Below are 18,406 nucleotides of genomic sequence, written 5' to 3' on the forward strand. Positions count from 1 at the left end.
TTGATGTAGAGCGTGCCTAACACTGGATGGTCAGAACGAAATTCGTATCGTCTGAGCAAAAGAACTTTCCGCCAGAGTCGAACGCGATGCTTTGGATCCGGCAGTCCATCAATTAAGCAACGAATGTGCCAAATGGCCAAGCGAAGACGAACCGGTTCGAATTGTGCAGCCCAGGGCCTGCTCGGTTCACTGAGTTCGAAGTTGAACGGAGCTCAGAAGAATCAAGAATCAACTCAAACGAGGACTCTTATTTTGACTCGAAGGATAGCGACGCTACATCATTAGCGATCGGTGACTGAAGAGCCGTTAGCGGCGATGTAGACCAGCAATCCCCATCGGATGAATCGACGACAAGGAATCGAGCCTTGCGGAGCGCTACCGAATTTCCAGAGTGCTCTAGATTCAAACTCTGAAATTGGACTCACCGAGAATCAGGAATCCCTGCAAAGCGTTGGCACCGAACCGCGCACGCTGACAGAACAGCAACCACTCCCTAGATGGGACGGAGCTCTTCGGATGTCGCGATGATTTAGACAAGCCTGATCTGCCAGCGATCACTCAACACCGGTCGTCTATTCGACCAGTTCACGGAATCCATCGCGTGACAATTCTGCGATGGACATCCCTTTGTAATGGTCTGCCCACGAGTACTTTGCGATAAGCGGCGTTTGGACGGGCATTTCGAACATTGCAAGCAGTGAGTAGCACCACGCAAGAATCACAAGATGACCGGCAGCAACATCGTTCAGAATGTGCTGTCGCAGTTTCAAGATATCTGTGAAGGGAGCTTTGCCGGCATCTCGAACGGAAAACAAAACGGAGCTCGTCGCCAACGTTGAGATCGCGGTGGTGACGTCTTCAGCGACGAACTTTTGCTCTTTAACCCGTTCGTACAACACATCGGCAGCGGTGGTCGATCCCGTTTGACCACCGTGACGACCGGTATAAATGACCACGCGTTGGCTAGAACCAGAACGCTTTTCCAATAGCTTTGGCCAAGACGAAGCCCTGGTCGGTGTCACCGAGACGTACAAGCTCTTGATCTGCACCCAAGCACAAGCGTCAGCTCGATTTTTGTGAGGATACGCTTTTTGAAGCGTCGCCAAATCTCGACTATCCGTTCGATCGATGATTTCGATAGGTGCAGCCACTGTCATACTCCGGGCATTAATTGAAGCGACTTCTGGCTGCACCGAAGACTAATTCCCGTCGGTGACAATCGAAGTTCAGCTCCTGTAGGTTTGTCCAACGCATCCAACGGCGAAGTATAAGACACGAAATAAACCGAAGCAACGAATTAGGGGAGTGAAAACGGAATGCAACGACTGGGCTGAAAAGGACGAAGGTTCGATGCCCATTCGGCTCCTCTTCTTTCAGGCCCGATCGTCGCTAAAACAGGATTAGTTGCGGCACATTGTTCACCGTGACCGACAGGGTGCCGTCCGCCGGTGAGAGTTCGGTCGTCTGACCATCGATTCGGATTTGGCGAACGGATTCTGCGTCTGACACGGAAAGTGCAACCTCCGCCTCCGCGATGTCATTCCACACAACCAGCAGCGATTCACCGGCTGAATTGCGGAACAGATAAACCTGTGTACCGTCCTTGCGCTGCTCCTCTTCCACAAAGCGTTTGTCCAGCATCGCATTAATCATGTGGTAGTGCGTCAACGCATCGAGTCGTGGATTGTAGTTATTGAACTTGCAATCGAACACACAATGCGAGTTGCCAAACTGGCCGCGTGATGTGCCATCGGTATCGGGGTACTGGATCGTGAACCAACTGACAGTCTTGCCGCCCTCGGCGAAAAACACGGTGCACTTTTTGATCAATTCGATCGCCACCGACAGCCGCGATTGACCGGCACTGTTCAAGCCCAGTTCGGTGGAGTGAATCGGCTTGACCGCGTCGTACTTTTCCATCAGCTCACGGTACTGCTGCATCGTCCGACGCACCGCCGTGTAATGTTCGTAGATGTGGAAGTCGTACGAGTCGAGGTACTTTTGGTATCCGGCTTTAAAATATTCTTCATTCGGTTCGACAGACGTTCCGACGACTTCGATCGCTGGATCAAATGCTTTGACCGCTTCGTAGTTTGCTCGATACGCCCGGACGTTATCCAGTACGACTTGCCCCGTTCCGTGCGGTTCGTTGCCTTGTGCGATCATCAGCAAACCTTTGTCGGCATACGCCTTCAAGAAATTCGTCATTCCTTGACGTAACGATTCCTCCGTGACATTTTCGAAACCGTTGCGTTCGACATCGCTTGCTGGAGTTCCGGTGATCCACTTCGCGTTAAGCTCTTTGCAGATCTCGATACCAGGAGCATGAGGTTTGTAGGGCGGATCGTTTTGCCAGCTACCCCAGATACCAATCTGCCGAAGACCGAGTCGATCAGCCAGATAAAAGTATTCGCGGATTCGGCTATCCCAATTGCGAATGGTGAAAGGAATCTGCTCGGGCTTAAATTGCTTCGACGGCGCGATGGGCAGTCGAGCAAATCCGGAAAGCTCCGTTGCCTCGGCCCCATAACTTTGCGGAACCGCAACGTGCAGCTCGTAAAACTGCCCGACATTCAATTGCCCGACCGGAACATCGAGGTTGGCGACATACTTCAAAGGTGAATTCGGTTCCGATGGCACGAGCACGGCGTTGAGATCACCCAGAACGACGTCGCCGCGATAATCTTTCACCACACATCGTGCGACGCGATCGGACTTCGCGAGCGATTTCGAGGTGTTGACTGTCAGCTGAAACTGCACGCGATCTTCAGGTAGAAACAGGTTGCCGGTTGTCTCCGACGCGATCCTGATATCGCGGACGATTGGCTCGGGCGGCTGAACTTCCAATCGACGAATCGCGAGATCGTCAACCGAATAGTCACCATACGTTTTTTGGAAATCGACATGGACGCGAGCCGCTTTGGCCGACGCTGGCAGCGAAACCGTCATCGCGACGTCCTGCCAACTCGAAGATCCGTTTCGGGTGGCGATTGGGATCTGCTCGATAACGGCTCCGTCGGAATCCAATGCGACAAGCATGACGCGTGCATGATAGGAATCATCGGGTGAATACAGATCGCCTCGATCTCGGAATGCAACTTGCCAATGCCCGCGACGAACTGGAAAACTTGGGCCCGCCGCTGAAGTACCGTTTCGGATTCCGTCAAGCGACCGATGCAGCCGTAGCGAACCGTTGCCATCAGTCGAATGCGACGTTACATCACCGGAGGTGTCCCATGCTTTTAGCGTATCAGCGGAATCAAATGATTCTGACCAAGCCGCATTTGCCACATCGGCTTCGACGATGTTTTCCACGTGCAGGTCGGCAAGCTCCAACGACATCGACTTTTGCGAAGACGATCGCTCGCTAAGCATCAACTCGACAAAGCTTAACGCCCCATGCCACTTGCCATCGTTGGCTCCTGCCCAATGCTCACCGCCAGAGATCTGCAGCGGGTCCAATTCAATTGTGTGCCAGCGGCCATCCGCATTCAGCTCGATTCCGCCGCGTTGATGACATTGCCCCGTTTCGTCTACCAGACGCACCGAGACCTGCTCAACATCTGACGTACGGACTTTGAAACGAACCATTTTCGTTTGGCGAACGCCGTCCGTGCCGACACTTCTGCGAGCACCGACGTAGCGTCCACCTGCCGAAAAATCAGCCGACAGCTTTAGCCCCGGTGTGTCGCCAGATTCGGCTTGCGCTGCCGACAGAGTCACGAGTCCGCCGCGAGCCCCCTTGAATTCATCCCCGTTGTTGTATCCCCAGCTTCCGGTGCTTCCTTCATTGAAATCATCAAGTCGCACCACCGCTTCGATTTCGGTTTTCGGAGGCGTTGGCGTGATGCGAACATTTCGCAGCGAGATACTGCCGTCGCGGAGAGCCTCTTTACCAGCCAAGAACACCAACAGCTTCAACGGTTGATGCCACGCACCATCGTTGGCACCACCCCATTTCTCGTAGCGGGTGACAATGTCCATCGGCGTGCCCGCCTTGATCCCTGCGAAGTATCGAGCGACGGGAAACGAGTAGTTCTGCCAGCCGCCTTTGTCGCTGAGTCGAATGTCTAGTTGGTGGCACTGCCCGGTGCCATCGATCAGCCGCGTTGTGACCTTTGAGACACCCGAGGGAACCTTGATTTCAAAATCGACCGAGTCAATGGAGATGTTCGGCAACGACTTTGCGGCTTGGACGTAGTTTCCACCACCTGAGAAATCACCATGTAGTTTCAGCGTCGGCTGCTGGTCTTCATTGATCAATTCAAGTCGACCGACCGCCCCAGGGAATTCTTTTCCGTTGTCGAACGTCCAACCGCCCATCGGCTCGTCGGCATTGATCAGCGCAATCTCCTCCGCCAGAGATTGAATCGGTCGTCCAACGAGCAGGACTAACGCGAGGATCGGAATAATGACCGAGCAATTCGATCGGGAGATGAATCTTTTAAACGTGGGCATGGCAACAGCATCTTGAGTCAGCGGAACGTTCCCCACCGCAATTATGACTCACCACACCACCGCTTGCACCCAAAGATGCTGAAAGCCGAAACCATGCGAAAAAGAGGATCGGATCGTTAACTTTCCGATCCCCTCAGGTGAAATGTGAAGATCATCTGACGAACAAACCGGTTCGGATGTCACGAACCGCACCGATCAACCGCAGACCATCTTCGCTATCCAATTGTCCCAATTCAACGAGTTCCCCGACTTGCTGGACGAAGGATTTCAGTGAATTGATGGTGGCTTTCAATGACCCTTTGGGTTCAAGCTTTTTAATCAGAGCCCCTGCTTGGCCTTTGGTCAGGTCACCGGATTGCTGCAACGATCTGACATCGTCTCGAAGATTCGAAAGTTGCTGCGCGGGACTGAGGACTCGAACGGTGACTGTCGATTCGGCGAAGCCGCCCCGACCATCACTGATCCGGTAAACAATGGAGTCGACACCGGTAAAATTCAAATTCGGCCGATAAGACAACGTGCCATCGTCTTCGATTCGAACCGTCCCATTTTCGGCCCTGGCTGCTACCAAGCTGAGTGTGTCCGCGTCAGCATCTGTATCATTGTTCAAAACATCAATGTTGACCGCAACGTCTTCGCCTGTTTCCACACGATCCGGGTTTGCAATTGGGTTGGCGTTGACCTCGATGTCGATTGAACGAATGGAAGATGCGCCACCATCATCGTCGAGAGCACGCACGCTAAGCGTTGGTGTACCTGGATCGTCATAGGTGTGCTCTGCGCGGAAAGACCTCTCGCCTGCGTCTAGGCTGATTGTCCTTGTTTCGCCATCTCCCCAGTCGATCAAAATTGTAAGGGTATCGAGGGCACTCGGATCGGTGAACGTTCCAACTAGTGTCAGTGATTCTCCTTCGGTGATCAGTTGCGAACTGACGGAGACGCTAGCCGACTGTGGCGATACGTTATTGACCACGACCTTCGTTTGGCTCGTAATCCGATTTCCGTTGGTATCCGTTACGCGGAAAGAAACGGGAATCGTTGTTCCGGCTGCGACACCATCAATCATGGCTGCGTCAAAGTTGACAGTGGCACCCGTCTCATCACCGAATCGTGCGTCAGCATCGGTTTCGCCGAATATCCCGTCGCCATCGAGGTCCCATTCGACAATCTCGACCGTCGCGCCCGCCGGAACGGTTGGTTCGTTAACGACACGACTCCACAGTGGAAACTCCAACTCTTCCGTCGGTGGAAGTACGTAGGTTCCGTTCAAAGTGACATGGCCTCCTTCATCGACGGAGTATCCAGTTCCAGCGTCTGGACGTACAAAGTCAAACTTTTCGACGCCTGCGAAATTGACAACCAATCCATTGTCCGTCCTAAGAACACCGCTGAGGGAATCCTGATCGCGTGATGCAAATATCGCATCGACTGCTTGGTTAAACTGGAGCCGGTCAACACCATCTCCACCGTCGAGACTGATGAGCCCTGAAAGTTTTGAGTCGAGCCGAATCGCATCATTACCATCACCAGCAAAAATCTTTGTCGAGCTGATTTCATCCGGATCAAAGGCTTCACGCGTGTCGTTGACACCCACTCGATTTTTGGCTTGCAACTGTTGAATGAAAATCCGGTCGCCCGATTCGGTGCCTCGAACAACGAGTTCATCGGTGGTCTGGTCTAGCTCAGCATGGAAGGTGTTGATCATCGAAGGCATCCGAACCGAATAGCCATAGATATCTCGAAGAAAGGTCACATCGAAGTCGCTGATCAACCGGCGAATATTGGGCCCACTTACAGTCCTCCCGGAGTTCATCAAATCATTTTCGATCGTCGGAAGATTGTTCCCTTCAAACTGCACAGTCGGGCCTTCATAGAAGTGCCCAGACGTCAAGGTCGCCTGTAACCCGCTAGGAGCGGTCACAAGATGGAGGGTCTTTGATGCATCATTCCCATCCTTAACTCCAGTGTTAACCGAGAACGTTTTTGCTGCCGATCCTGGACCGATATTGATACCTAATGCGTGGCCTAATTCGTGCTGCATTGCCTGCAACAAATCTTTCCCGTTCACATCAGAGCCGGTTGGGTCCGTCGCCCAGAATGGATTTGTAATGTCCGTGAACTCAACATTGTCGCCGGGCGTTGCATCCAATCCCCAATTGACGTGTGAGCCGATTTTGACCGCACCGCTAGTCGGCTTTCCAGCATCGTCAAAATTATCGATACTCGTTGATGCGGCATTGCTTTTATCGATATCAGCGACCGAGAACGTGATGTCGTAGGTGTTATTTAGCGACGCGTCGGAATAGTTGAAGCTAGTAATGACGTTGTTCCAATTCGCAATCGCTGTATCAACGGTTGCCCTGGCGATGTCCGCGTTCTCGCCAAACTGTGCTGTAAATCCGTCGGAGTCGTTTGAATCTGAGCCGCGATTCGACCAAACGACAGCTAACAGTCGGCGACGTTCGAGTGATTCACATCGCAATTGCCGCGAACTTCGGCGACGACTTTTGGACTTTTTTCGAAAAGAGAACATATCTGGAACACCCTGCTCGTCGCGTCAGCTTGGAAAACAAAACAACTACGAGAGAAAGGTGGCCAGACATCTGAATCTTTGAGCGTCTGACAGCTTTTTTGAAACTTTTCCTGCTACCTATCGGCATAGCAAAGAAAACCGCCGACTTTTGGCGTCAATCGTTGCCTTTGAGCTCATTTTGAATTTGCTCACGTAACTGCTGAAAATCCGCGTTCTGATTGAGTGCAGCAAAAGCTGCTGAACGATTCAGGCGACGGACATCACGAAATCCAGCTGCGTGTGCCTGGCGTAACAAAGCCATCGCCATGTCAACGCGGTCTTGCCCGGCGAAAATCTCCGCAACGCCAACCAGCAAGGGCAATGATCGCTGAGGCCAGGGAAGATCTGAGCCACCGGCGATCCAAGAATCAACAAGGCGTGCTGCCACATCAATTTTTTCCTGCCTTGCCAATCCGTTGATGATCAGTGCAACGCACTGCAAAGATTGTGGGGACTGGCGTCCAAACACTCTTTGACGAATCTCCAACGCTTCATTCAGGTGTGCAATGGATTCTTCGTACCTTGGTGGCAATGACTGCTGCAAAAATTCCGAGTAGACAAACAGGTGGATCGCCCGCTGCCTGGTTGCCATCTCAGGAGCGGTGTCGCCAATTTCGACTGCTTGAGAAAGGTACTTCTCAATTTCGTCTCTAATCCTTTGGCGATCTTCACGACGATCGGCTTTTGCGTATCGTCCATGCAAGATGCACTGGGCTGTCTGGTAGAGCATCTGAGTCAAATGCGCCGCATTGCTTTCACGGAACTGCATGCGGTAAACGCGGAGTGCCTCAACAAATTCGGATTCGGCTTCTTGGTAACGTCTCTGTTCGACCAAGAAATATCCAAACTCGCGGCGGATCCATGCCAACATGTAGTGGTTGCGCGTCCCCGTTTTCTCACCCAGATCCAGCGCGTCTCTGTATTCAGCTTCCGCATGCTGAAAATGAGTTCTCGCCAACATCGATGATACTTTCGCAACGGTGTTTCCGGCATAGCGTTGCTTTTCCGCATCGATGAAATGCACGATGATTCCGCCAAGCTCTCGATTGGGAACCGCTCTGGCAATCTGCTGCAGTTCGTCGACAAGGCTAAGCGTGTCAAGGTCGACTGCGTTGGCGGATTGCAGATCGTTATAGGTCAATGCGGCCAACGTCATGAACATCCACTGAATGTCACGCCCCGCCAATGAAGTCGCGTGTGTGGAGTCGCGTTGCTGAGACCGGTACACTTCGAGAGCCCGAGTGAGCAGAGCTTTTCCCTCTGCCTCACGTTTGGGCGGCACCAAGTAAAGGATCCCCAATTGCACAGTGGACTCAAGCGTATAAGGATGATCCTCACCCAAGATTCGCTCACGCATCGCGAGCGACTTTTTAAGAAACTCCTCAGCACGATCCATGTTGCCGGATGCGAAGTGGAGGTACCCCGAGCTGTGCAGACTCGCTGCGAGATCAGGATGGTCTGGAGGCAAATGTTCGCTGCGCAGTTCCAGTGATTCAAACAGTAGCGGGCGGGCTTTATCAATTCTTCCTAGACTAAGGTAGACGGTGCCAATCTTGTCCAAGATGGTCGCCCGAACGAGTGGCTGATCCTGAAGAATGGTCTTATCACCGAGTGATTTCGCGCCGCGATCGACGATTTCAATCGCGCTCGGATTAACCTCCGTAAGAATTCCGAACGCACGGCCCGACCAAGCGAGTGGATCCGCATCGTCAAAAAGCCCGAGCAAGAAACTTGACACCTCATTGGAAGTCGCCGCTTCCCGCTCTGCCATGGCGCGTTGACGCTGCGCCAATCTAGCCTGCGTGTCCGCACGACTTCGTGATTTCCTTGCTTCACTTGCGGCTACACGTTCAGCTTTTGCAAGGCGACTATAAGAAAAAGCAACAAGCGGCCCCGCGATCGCTGCGGAAACGAGCAGAACCATCAGCGCCGCGCTGACAGCGGCAAGCCAACGGTTGCGGCGAGACCATCGCAGTAGTTTCCCCGCAGCACTTACCTTTCGAGCCCGAATTGGGCGCCCATTGAGGTAGCGTCCTAGATCCTCCGCAAGATCGATTGCCGAACCGTATCGACGGATGGGTTCTTTTTCCAAACACTTCAAACAGATCGTTTCAAGATCGCGATCAACACTCGGGTTTAACGCCCGCGGTGATAGGGGATCTTGTTCAATCAATTGATTCAGAATCTGAATGGCAGTGTCGGCTTCGAATGGCGGGCGTCCGGTGATAAGGTTGTAAAGGATCGCCCCGATCGAATAGACATCCGCCGCAATGCCGACGCCGCCCTTGGTCGGCAGTGCTTGTTCGGGCGCCATGAAACCTGGCGTGCCTGCCACCGTTCCAGGTTGTGTCAATTCGTGGTCACCGAGTCTTTTCGCAAGTCCAAAGTCTGTGATCTTCGGCGTCGCTTGCTTCAGCCACGAGTCAGACTCATCCGATTCGTTCGATACCGACTTTGGCAACATGACGTTGGCCGGTTTCAAATCTCGATGGATGATGCCTCTGTCGTGAGCTGATTGCATCGCTTCGGCAAGCGACTTGGTGAGCTTCGCCGAAAGCATGGGGTTCCACGGTTTTCCTGCGATCGCATCTTTCAGTGTTGATCCTTCGACATACTCCATCGTGAAGTATGGGATTCCGTCTGTAGCCCCAGTCTCATAAACCTGCACGATGTTCGGATGGACAAGCTGCGCAACCGCATGCGCCTCTTTGCGAAACCGAATCTGTTCCTCTGGAGTTGCCTGCGCACCGGCCAAGATAATCTTCAACGCGACAAGTCGATCCAAACCGACTTGCCGCACTCGATAGACGACTCCCATCCCGCCGCGTCCCAGTTCGTCAAGCACTTCGTAGCCATCGATCTGCGGTGTCGTGCTTGTCACCGTCGTGGGTTGAACAGCCGAGCGATGCGAATCAGATTCGATGACGGGTTTACCGCTGCGATCACGCTGATCCGAAACCTGCTTTAGCTTGCGAAGGAAATCATCAGGCTGTTCGGCAAGAACATCCAAAGCTGTGCAGCATTGCTCGCAGATCATGATGTGCTGCGAGACAAACTCAGACTCATCCGCAGACAGCCGCCCCAACGAAAAATCGCTGAGCTGTTGCTCGGAAGGATGTTGTGTTGGAGTCTTATTCATATCGCAAACATTTCGCGATGCAGATCAGTCGATCAGCCCATCGGCTTCCTGCCGAATCCGTCGCAGGACTGCCGACTTTGCGACGTAGACGGCGCCAACACTCATCCCCAGCGACAAAGCGACTTCCTTTGCCGGTTCGCTAACAAGGGCCGTTCGTCGAAACGCCTGAAGAGTCTTCTCTTCAAACTCGTCTTCCATCAATTCCAAGAGTCGCTCCAAAACGTACTGGTCGTGCTCTTCGTTCCACAGGCGACTGAGATTGCTGCCAGGGTCTTCTAGTTCTTCGATCATATCCAAAAACTGAGAACTGCCGGTCGCTTTGGGACGATAGTTCCGAGAACGCCAAAACGATCGCATTTTGTTTAGCGTGATCGTCTTGAGCCAGCCCCGAAATGCGCCTTGATGTCCAGGGTGAACAAAGTCTCCCACTTTGCGAACAACAACCAACAGTATTTCTTGAGTCAGATCCTCCGCGTCTTGATTCTGCAGCATCGACTTGCGAAGCCATGACAAGATCAGCGGACGATAGAGATCGATGAGCCTCTGCCAAGATCGGTCATCCACCGACTGACTTTGCAGCCGCACCAGTAGGCTTTTCGATGTCACTTCCATCAGACGTCATCACCAGTTTTCGAAGCGATCACGTTACGGATACCAGCGATCCATATTTTCGAAAGCGTCGATGCCTTCGTCGTAGCCTAACGATCGTAGTGTTTCCATCATCAAGACGTCGGCGTCGCCGTGCTGGTCCTCTGAATCCATCGGTCGATTTGCAATCTCAGTCATCCTCGCAAGAAAGACTTCTGGTGTGATGACATATGGCTTCGAGTCATCGGATGGACTTTTTTGGTCTTCGCTATTTGGTTCTTGGGACATCGCAATGGACTCCGCGGACTTGTAAAAACGGTAAATGAGATCGGCGATTTTATAAAAACTTGGAAAGCATATCCTTTGGAAACATCCGTCGCTTCCATCACCCTGGAGCGACAACCCCACAGAGGGGCATAAGTCACACCTTCGCTAATGCACGATAGTTTAGCGACGTAAAAACCAGGGAGATCCAGTGACAACTGGGAGGCGAATCGATGAAATGGCTGAGGACGTCACAGAGGTTCTGACCGGGTATTAATTCGACAACCATGATGCAACCCGACACCGACGCGCATGAAACCTTGCTCGGAAGTCAAACTGATCCGGCTGCGCAAACTGACCAGCCTGCACAAGTTTAGCTAGTGGCATTGGGTGCGCGTTGTCGCAGCGAGATATTTGCCCCCATGGGGTTCAATGTCCGATAGAGCATTGAGATTAGGTGAATCGAGAACGTCTGGAAAACGCCAGCGTCAGGTTTCCAAACCACTGCAACCCCCTCTCAATGGAGACCACGGATGGGTCTTAGGCATTTCTTATTTGGCGCTGCGATCGCCTTTACGATCGGCAGTTGTTCTTCCAGCTACGCGCAGGAGATCGAGCTTGGCTCCTACGACAGCCTGCTCGATCGCGTTGAAAAACTGGAGCAAAAAGCATCAGCCCCTGTGCACTACACCGCACCTCGGGCGTGTGCTTGTGACACGTCCCAAAAGGGAATCTATGGAAAGGGCGAGCTTGTGTTCGTCGCGCCCTTCCAGACCAATGCGACGGGGATCATCGCACAAAACGATCCCATCATCGAGCATCTAGATTTTGACTGGAAGATGCAGGATTCGTATCGCGTCGAAGTCGGCTACCTCGGCGGGACCGATGGATTTGGCTGGCGTGCACGATACTGGCAGTTCGACAACAGCACTTCGTTTGACGTCGACGCGAACGTTGGCTTGGTTCAAGACGAAGGCGCCCTCATGTGGAGCTCGACTAACGACGGCGACACCATCATTGGCTTGGTGGACGTCGACACTGCAACATTGACGCAAAGCATCGAGGCCGATGTCTTTGATCTAGAATTGCAACGCCAGCTTGCCAAACCACTGAAAATCAGCGGCGGTGTCCGGTACGCAAAGATCGCTCAGGGATATCTTGCAGAAACGGATTCAGGGATCGCGATCGGTGACATCGAATTTGAAGGTGTCGGACCGACCCTGGCAAGCGAATTGGTTATGCCCGTTCGCAATTCGGGCTTTTCAGTCTTTTGCAATGGGCGTGGATCGCTGCTGTTCGGCAACCAGAACTTTCGTGCCACCGATGATGACGGAGACGAGGTGTTGCTGATCGAAAGCGATAGTCATCTCGCAAGCTCTATCGAGCTGCAACTTGGAGGTGAATTCCGATGTGCTCAGGGGCTCTATTTCCGAACCGGTCTGGAATCTCAGTTCTGGTCCAACGTCGGAAGCCCTAACCCGTCAGCCATCTACTTGGATGACTCCGACGAAGCAAACGTGGACGATCCGCAAAACGAGGACTTGGGCTTCATCGGCCTGATGCTGGAAGCAGGTTTTGTTTACTAAACCTGCGAGCTACCAAGGCTTCAGAAGCCAGTCAATCGATAAGATCGGAAGTTTGTAGGCACCGACACCGATCTGGATCGAGTCGACATTAGTTGCCCCATGGCCAATGGCTGCAGGTTTGTCACACAGACCTTTCGCCGCCCGCCATGGGGCAGCCAAGGGGCATACGGAGAGCCTTAATCATAGACCACCAGACGCGGCAGCCTGTTCGGTTGAACATTTGTCTTGACGCGTCTCGGCGGTCTTGATAGTTGGAGCGTGGCAGAATCTTTATTGCCCCCAGCTCGCCTCTCCATCGACATTCCGCTGCAATGCCTCAAAAACGTGCCTCGAAAAAGCATGCTCGTGACTATTTGGCCGAGTTCAAGGCGCTGCTTAGCTTGCCGGTCGACGGCGCTTCTCTAGCGGTATTCCGAATTTGCTTTGGTCTCGTCATGGCGTGGCACATTGGCAAATTCCTGATCTACACCGGTAGCCTACGGCCTCTGGATCTGTACTACGTCAATCCGCCCTGGCATTTCACTTACCTTGGATTCGAATGGGTTCGCCCCTTGGCCGAACCCTGGCTATCGATCCATTTCGGTGTCGCCATCATTGCGGCGTTATTGGTCGCGGCGGGGCTCTTCTACCGGACTGCTGCGGCTACGTTGTTCCTTAGCTACGGCTATATCTTTCTGCTCGAAGCGACCAGTTACAACAATCACTACTACTTGATGTGCTTGTTGGCGTTCCTGCTGATCTTCATGCCAGCGGCGACGCGTTTCTCAATCGATAACTTAGTCCGCTCTCGTTGGCGAAAACCGCAGGCTAATTCCGAAGCCGCTGCCACCGAATTGCCATCGGGAATGATTCCGTTTTGGCCGGTGTTCTTGCTCCGATTCCAACTGTTCATCGTTTACTTCTACGGCGGGATCGCAAAGATCAACGCCGATTGGTTAACCGGGGAACCGTTGTTTGCCATTGGCGATCAACTTCGATTGACCGCGGATCGCATGGTCGGCTTGCCCGACAGCGTGCAGACCATCCATTTTTGTTTGCTATTAGCCTGGGGTGGGCTGATCTTTGATTTGGCGATCGGATTCCTGCTGCTTTGGAAACGGACGCGTTGGCTGGCGATCACGCTGACGTTTCTGTTCCACCTGCACAACCACTTCATGTTTCCCATCGGTGTGTTTCCCACGATGGCGTTCACGGCAACGCTGATCTTTTTTGCACCCGACTGGCCATTGCGACTTACCAAGCGACTTGCAGGCTTTGTGTGGCAAGCAAAGGACACTTTGGAGCCCGCTAAGCCGGCTTCCCAAACACTGCCAATGCAGCGTTACGCGTTTACACTGATCTGTCTGTTCCTAACTTGGCAGAGCGTCTGGCCACTAAGGCACCATTTCATCTCTGGTGACGCAAACTGGACCGAGGAAGCGCAGGATTTCAGTTGGCGAATGATGCTGCGTTCCAAAGCAGCTGGCTACCTAACCTACCGTGTTGTGGATCCTCAGTTGCATGTCGTAGACGAGCGAGGGCGATCCCAGGTGGATTGGCAAGCCTGCTCCGATGATGTCCCCAAAGCGGTTTACACATCGATCGACAGCCACCTTTTTCGGTGGGATCATCATCCGGGACTGGCTGTCACCTTTGAGCCCTCGCTGGGCACACGTGTGATCTACAATTCACCCAACACGGGTCAAGCGACGGAAGAATCGCGGAGTACCGAACGAGAGAAGCTGTCAAAACTCTGGCGATCTGCGTTCGGTGGCGAGCCGAAAATTGAGCAGACGATCTCTCTCGCCGAAGCATTGCAAGCGACTCGTCAACGTGTACGTGAAGCCGACTTTGCGGAGCGTTTTGGCAAATCGTCTGTGGATGCGATGCTCGCATTGGTCACCGAGCTTGACCAGATGCTCGTCGCACGTGACCAGATCGAAAGCCCTTCGGAAGTATCGCAAGTTGCCCTGACAAACCGACTGCATCAACTTTACCAATCGCCGTTGTTCCCCGACCTGCAGCCGATCTTCAGTCGATTGCATCCATTCTTGCTACAAGGTGCCAACTTTACCGGCGAACGGTTTTTGGTGCTGAGCGTCCCAGGGTCGAAGACTCCGCTGGATCGGTCATCATTGCTGAAGCTATCCGGTGACGCACCGTACGTCGTCTGGATCGACTTCTCGCGTTTGAGACCTGTAGATTGGCGAGGTTTGCCAGAGTCCTTCGTGACGTTCGAAGATCGCAAGCTGAACGTGATGTGGAACCATTTCCACGAATTGAACTCTCATCAGTTGGAGCAATTCACAGTTCGGCCGAGACTGATTCAACAATACGCGAGGCACATTGCAGACCGATGGGAATCGGCCACGGGCCGCCGTCCAGAAGTGCGAGCGAGCAGCTACATCATGTTGAACTATCACTTCCCGCGTCCGCTGGTCGATCCTCAAGTCGATCTGGCAGCGGTCAGCTACGTGCCGTTCAAGCACAACCCATGGATCTTGCCGCGATCAAGCGAGCGGATCAACGTCAGCAAAATCCAGATGCCCAGTAGCGGCATGCGGCGGTAAAACCGACAGTGCGATTCGTGACTTCGATACACGCATCGTTGAAACCGCTTCGAGGTTTATCCAAGGATTAGAACAAGGCGATCTCTGGGGTTCCCAGTGTCGAATCCAATTGCGAATAAACTTCGTCGTGGGCCTCGAATATGTCGCTCGCTGCCTGCTCGTTCACTTCCGGCTCGATTGCTTCACCTTCGCCACTGGAACTCGCCAACGATTCTTGGCGTGCGAGGTAGTTGATGATGCTGAGAGCGTCTTTGGGCGAAAATATTCCGTTTTTGTCGACGTCGCATTTGTAAATACTCTGTACCGTCGGCGACTCACCTGAATGTTCGTTTGAAGATTGAGACTGAATTCGTGCCAGCGTATTGATCGTTACCAATGCATCAAGCACGGTGACTTGTCCGTCGACATTGACATCCTGCGGAAGGGCTAGATTCGTGTTCGGGAAATTCGATTCGCCATCGCTTTCTGCAACCACGTTGACGGAGTCACCGACAAACTGCATCTGATCGGGCCTAACGCTGGCGTGTTGACGTAGTTGTGACATAGGAAGTGATTGGCGATTCCAAGAGCCCAACGTTCCGGCTCCCAAAATGTAACCGTCAACAAAATCCTGTGCGATGCTCGCATCAAACTCAGCTGTCAATTCACCCGATGAGTTGGCAACTAGTGGAATGCGATAGAACGTCGCCGAAACTTCACCTCCTGGTGTAGAGGTTTGCACGACCGCTTCGACTGTCGAACTGTTTCGACTAACCACTGCGGAGTGGTAGGGAGCGGAAGTAAACGGGGCTATCGCTTCAGGTTTCAGACCGTCGCCTGGGATGGTTCCGCCGTTCGCTGCGTAGGCGCCAACCGGAACAATGTCGTTGCCTTGGAAACGAATACCCGCGCCGAGTTTGGAAAAGCCAACGAAACCTTCAAGCATTCGATCGGTCAACGGAGTTGTTTTCTCTGCCGCGATTTCGGCATAGAAGACCTGACCGACCGCAACCTGTTCGATGTCGTTTGATTGCTCATCCACGAATCGCACTTGCATCTGACCATAGGCAGGCAAGTTATTAGGATCCAGGACTTCAATGGTCACCGAAGCCGTTGCCTGCAAACCGGAGTCGTTAGCGATCGTATATGAAAACGTATCCAAACCGGTGAACCCGGGTTCTGGAACATAGTCAATAAAACCGCTCCGCGCATAATCCGGCTGCAATTGATGTTCGATTCGAGTCACGCTTCCGTGCTGAGGGTCGGTTACGTTGACAATTCGCAGTCCGACACCGCCATCAGGGCCAAGCGAATCGTTGTGTAGCGGGTAAAGACGAAAGCTGGGCTTGGCCCGGGCATCTTGGGCTAAGCCTTTAACAACAAAGGAATCGCCATGAGCGATCGGTGCGTCGGCCGTCGGTAGCACGTCAACCGAAATTGCTGCGGTGACTTGGTTCCCGGTCTTGTAGTAAACATGGTCTAGACCAAAATAATCGGTAGCCGGTCGATACAGTAGTCGCCCCTGGCTATCGGTGGTGACGGTCCCACGTGCGGCGACACCACTGATGACACCTGCACCGACTGGCAGGACAGCAAACCCGCTGTCTTCCATCACCGAAACGTCTGCGTCTTCGACACTCGGTAGCTCGCTCTGGCGAACCATTCCGGGACGATACTCAATCGCTCCCGCGTCGGCCGCAACGACCCCGTCGCCGTCACCATCGACGCTCGATTCGATCGCTGGCAATACATCAATCAGTCGGCTCGATCCAGCTGGCGGACTCGAAGGGATCCCATCATAGATTCCTGATTCGAGCAATTGAAATTGATCCTGCGGGCCATCTGTTGGACCTGCAGTTGCTAAAAAAATGTCGTTCGAAGGCCCGCTACCGCTTGGCAGGGCAGTGCTGAATTGAAGGTCAAAGTTGGCGCCAATTCGATTTCCACCGAGCAACTGATAGGCACCGCGGATCGCACCGTTGACAAGCTCAGGTCGGTTCTCGCGAGTCAGGCCACCATTCACGTTCGCAAGCCGACTTGCCCAACGCTGATTGCCTTCCACCACGACGCCCGTCATTTGGATTAACGAGTTGTCTTTATTGTTGACCAGCAGCCCCGCCGACCGCATCGAATTACTTGCCTTCCCACGAACGTCTCGATTGAAGTGATTGTTAACGATGGAGACATTCTCAAGTCGTGTCAGGCCCGAGTAAGCCATCATAGCTCCCGCTGCAGAGTTTTCGAACAAAATGTCGTTCTCGAAAATCGAAGTCGCGAAGATGTCAAGCGTGCCCAAGGTATTGATCACAGTCCCAAACGATCCAGTGTTGTGATAGAACGCGGATCGAGTGATGGTTGCTTGGCCAAGAACATTGTTGAACACCGATTGAACCCGCGTGTCGTTTTCAAACGCGTTGATTCCATTTCCGTCAAAACGAGCATCCACACCAAAGTTCATGATGACAGGACCCGAATCGCTGGTGTTTGCGACGACGTCCATCTGATCAGAAGAGAAAACGCCAGCATTGAAGACGGCTGCGCCCGATGGATTCCCTATCGTATCAACGTACGGGTACATGATGTCGTTTGCGGGAGTGTCAATATCCCCCTGAATCCCCAAGTCCCAAAGACTCGCGACGCTGCCCGCATTTGATGCGTCCACTCGGTTTGAATGAAATTCGACGTCCCTCGCATCAACGACGGCACCCGCGTGATTCCAGACCGCGCCACCCCAAGCCGCTTCGTTGTATCGAAAACTTACATTGTCTAATTCCAAAAGGCCGGCGTTGAAGATTGAACCGCCCAGTAGTCCACTGCCCCCAGAGAATTCGACATCGGAAACTGATAGCTTGCCCGCCGTTCGTATTTGCGCGCCTTCTTCTGCGGTTCCACGAACGAGTGTGACACCGGTCAATTGAACCTCGGCATCGAAATCGATATCAAATAGACGCGAATCCTCTGCGGCAACAATGATTGTCGAACCACTACCGTCGCCAGTGATTTGCAACTTCGTCAGGTTTTCCCCGATGACCAATTCGTCTTCGGACAATCGGTAAATTCCGCTGGTCAATTCGATGGTGTCATCTTCACCATTGGACTGCGACGCGATGACTGCGGCGCGCAGACTTCCCGATTCACCGTCGGACACATCTGGTGATGGAGAATACACCGCCAATAGTCGGCGTTGTTCTAAACGATCAATCTGAAGACGACGGAGTCGGGACCGGTTACGATGCTTCATTTCTTTTGCAAGAGAACTTGTGGTTAGATT

9 protein-coding genes are annotated in these 18,406 nt (G+C 53.1%); 2 read left to right on the forward strand and 7 right to left on the reverse strand.

The features are described 5' to 3' along the window. Positions 1-572: 572 nt before the first annotated feature. From LOC67_RS06985 to LOC67_RS07010, 6 genes are all read right to left on the reverse strand, one after another. Positions 573-1,157 (reverse strand): hypothetical protein, encoded by a 585-nt coding sequence (locus LOC67_RS06985; protein WP_230261814.1) that lies wholly within the window; start codon positions 1,155-1,157, stop codon positions 573-575. 232 nt (positions 1,158-1,389) lie between these two features. Then, entirely contained in the window at positions 1,390-4,458 is a 3,069-nt protein-coding gene (locus LOC67_RS06990; protein ID WP_230261815.1) for a hypothetical protein, read from the reverse strand. Positions 4,459-4,609: 151 nt separating this feature from the next. Continuing rightward, positions 4,610-6,991: an Ig-like domain-containing protein gene (locus tag LOC67_RS06995; protein WP_230261816.1), complete on the reverse strand. Its 2,382-nt coding sequence runs from the start codon at positions 6,989-6,991 to the stop codon at positions 4,610-4,612. A gap of 154 nt (positions 6,992-7,145) precedes the next feature. Next, positions 7,146-10,169, reverse strand: coding sequence for a serine/threonine-protein kinase (locus LOC67_RS07000; RefSeq protein ID WP_230261817.1), 3,024 nt, complete (start codon positions 10,167-10,169; stop codon positions 7,146-7,148). Between the two features lie 24 nt (positions 10,170-10,193). Then, positions 10,194-10,781: an RNA polymerase sigma factor gene (locus LOC67_RS07005; protein WP_230261818.1), complete on the reverse strand. Its 588-nt coding sequence runs from the start codon at positions 10,779-10,781 to the stop codon at positions 10,194-10,196. Between the two features lie 33 nt (positions 10,782-10,814). Continuing rightward, positions 10,815-11,045 carry a hypothetical protein gene (locus LOC67_RS07010; protein ID WP_230261819.1) on the reverse strand — a complete coding sequence of 77 codons (231 nt, stop codon included), beginning with the start codon at positions 11,043-11,045 and terminating at the stop codon, positions 10,815-10,817. 509 nt (positions 11,046-11,554) lie between these two features. On the opposite strand from LOC67_RS07010, the gene LOC67_RS07015 reads away from it, so the two are divergent. Both LOC67_RS07015 and LOC67_RS07020 read left to right on the forward strand, forming a co-directional pair. Next, entirely contained in the window at positions 11,555-12,607 is a 1,053-nt protein-coding gene (locus LOC67_RS07015) for an Lpg1974 family pore-forming outer membrane protein (protein WP_230261820.1), read from the forward strand. Positions 12,608-12,918: 311 nt separating this feature from the next. Further along, on the forward strand, positions 12,919-15,156 hold the full coding sequence (locus LOC67_RS07020) for an HTTM domain-containing protein (RefSeq protein ID WP_230261821.1): 2,238 nt from the start codon (positions 12,919-12,921) through the stop codon (positions 15,154-15,156). Between the two features lie 67 nt (positions 15,157-15,223). On the opposite strand, the gene LOC67_RS07025 is transcribed toward LOC67_RS07020, so the two are convergent. After that, entirely contained in the window at positions 15,224-18,376 is a 3,153-nt protein-coding gene (locus LOC67_RS07025) for an Ig-like domain-containing protein (protein ID WP_230261822.1), read from the reverse strand. Between the last annotated feature and the right edge of the window lie 30 nt (positions 18,377-18,406).

It is taken from the genome of Stieleria sp. JC731 (genome assembly GCF_020966635.1).
Classification (GTDB): Bacteria; Planctomycetota; Planctomycetia; order Pirellulales; family Pirellulaceae; genus Stieleria.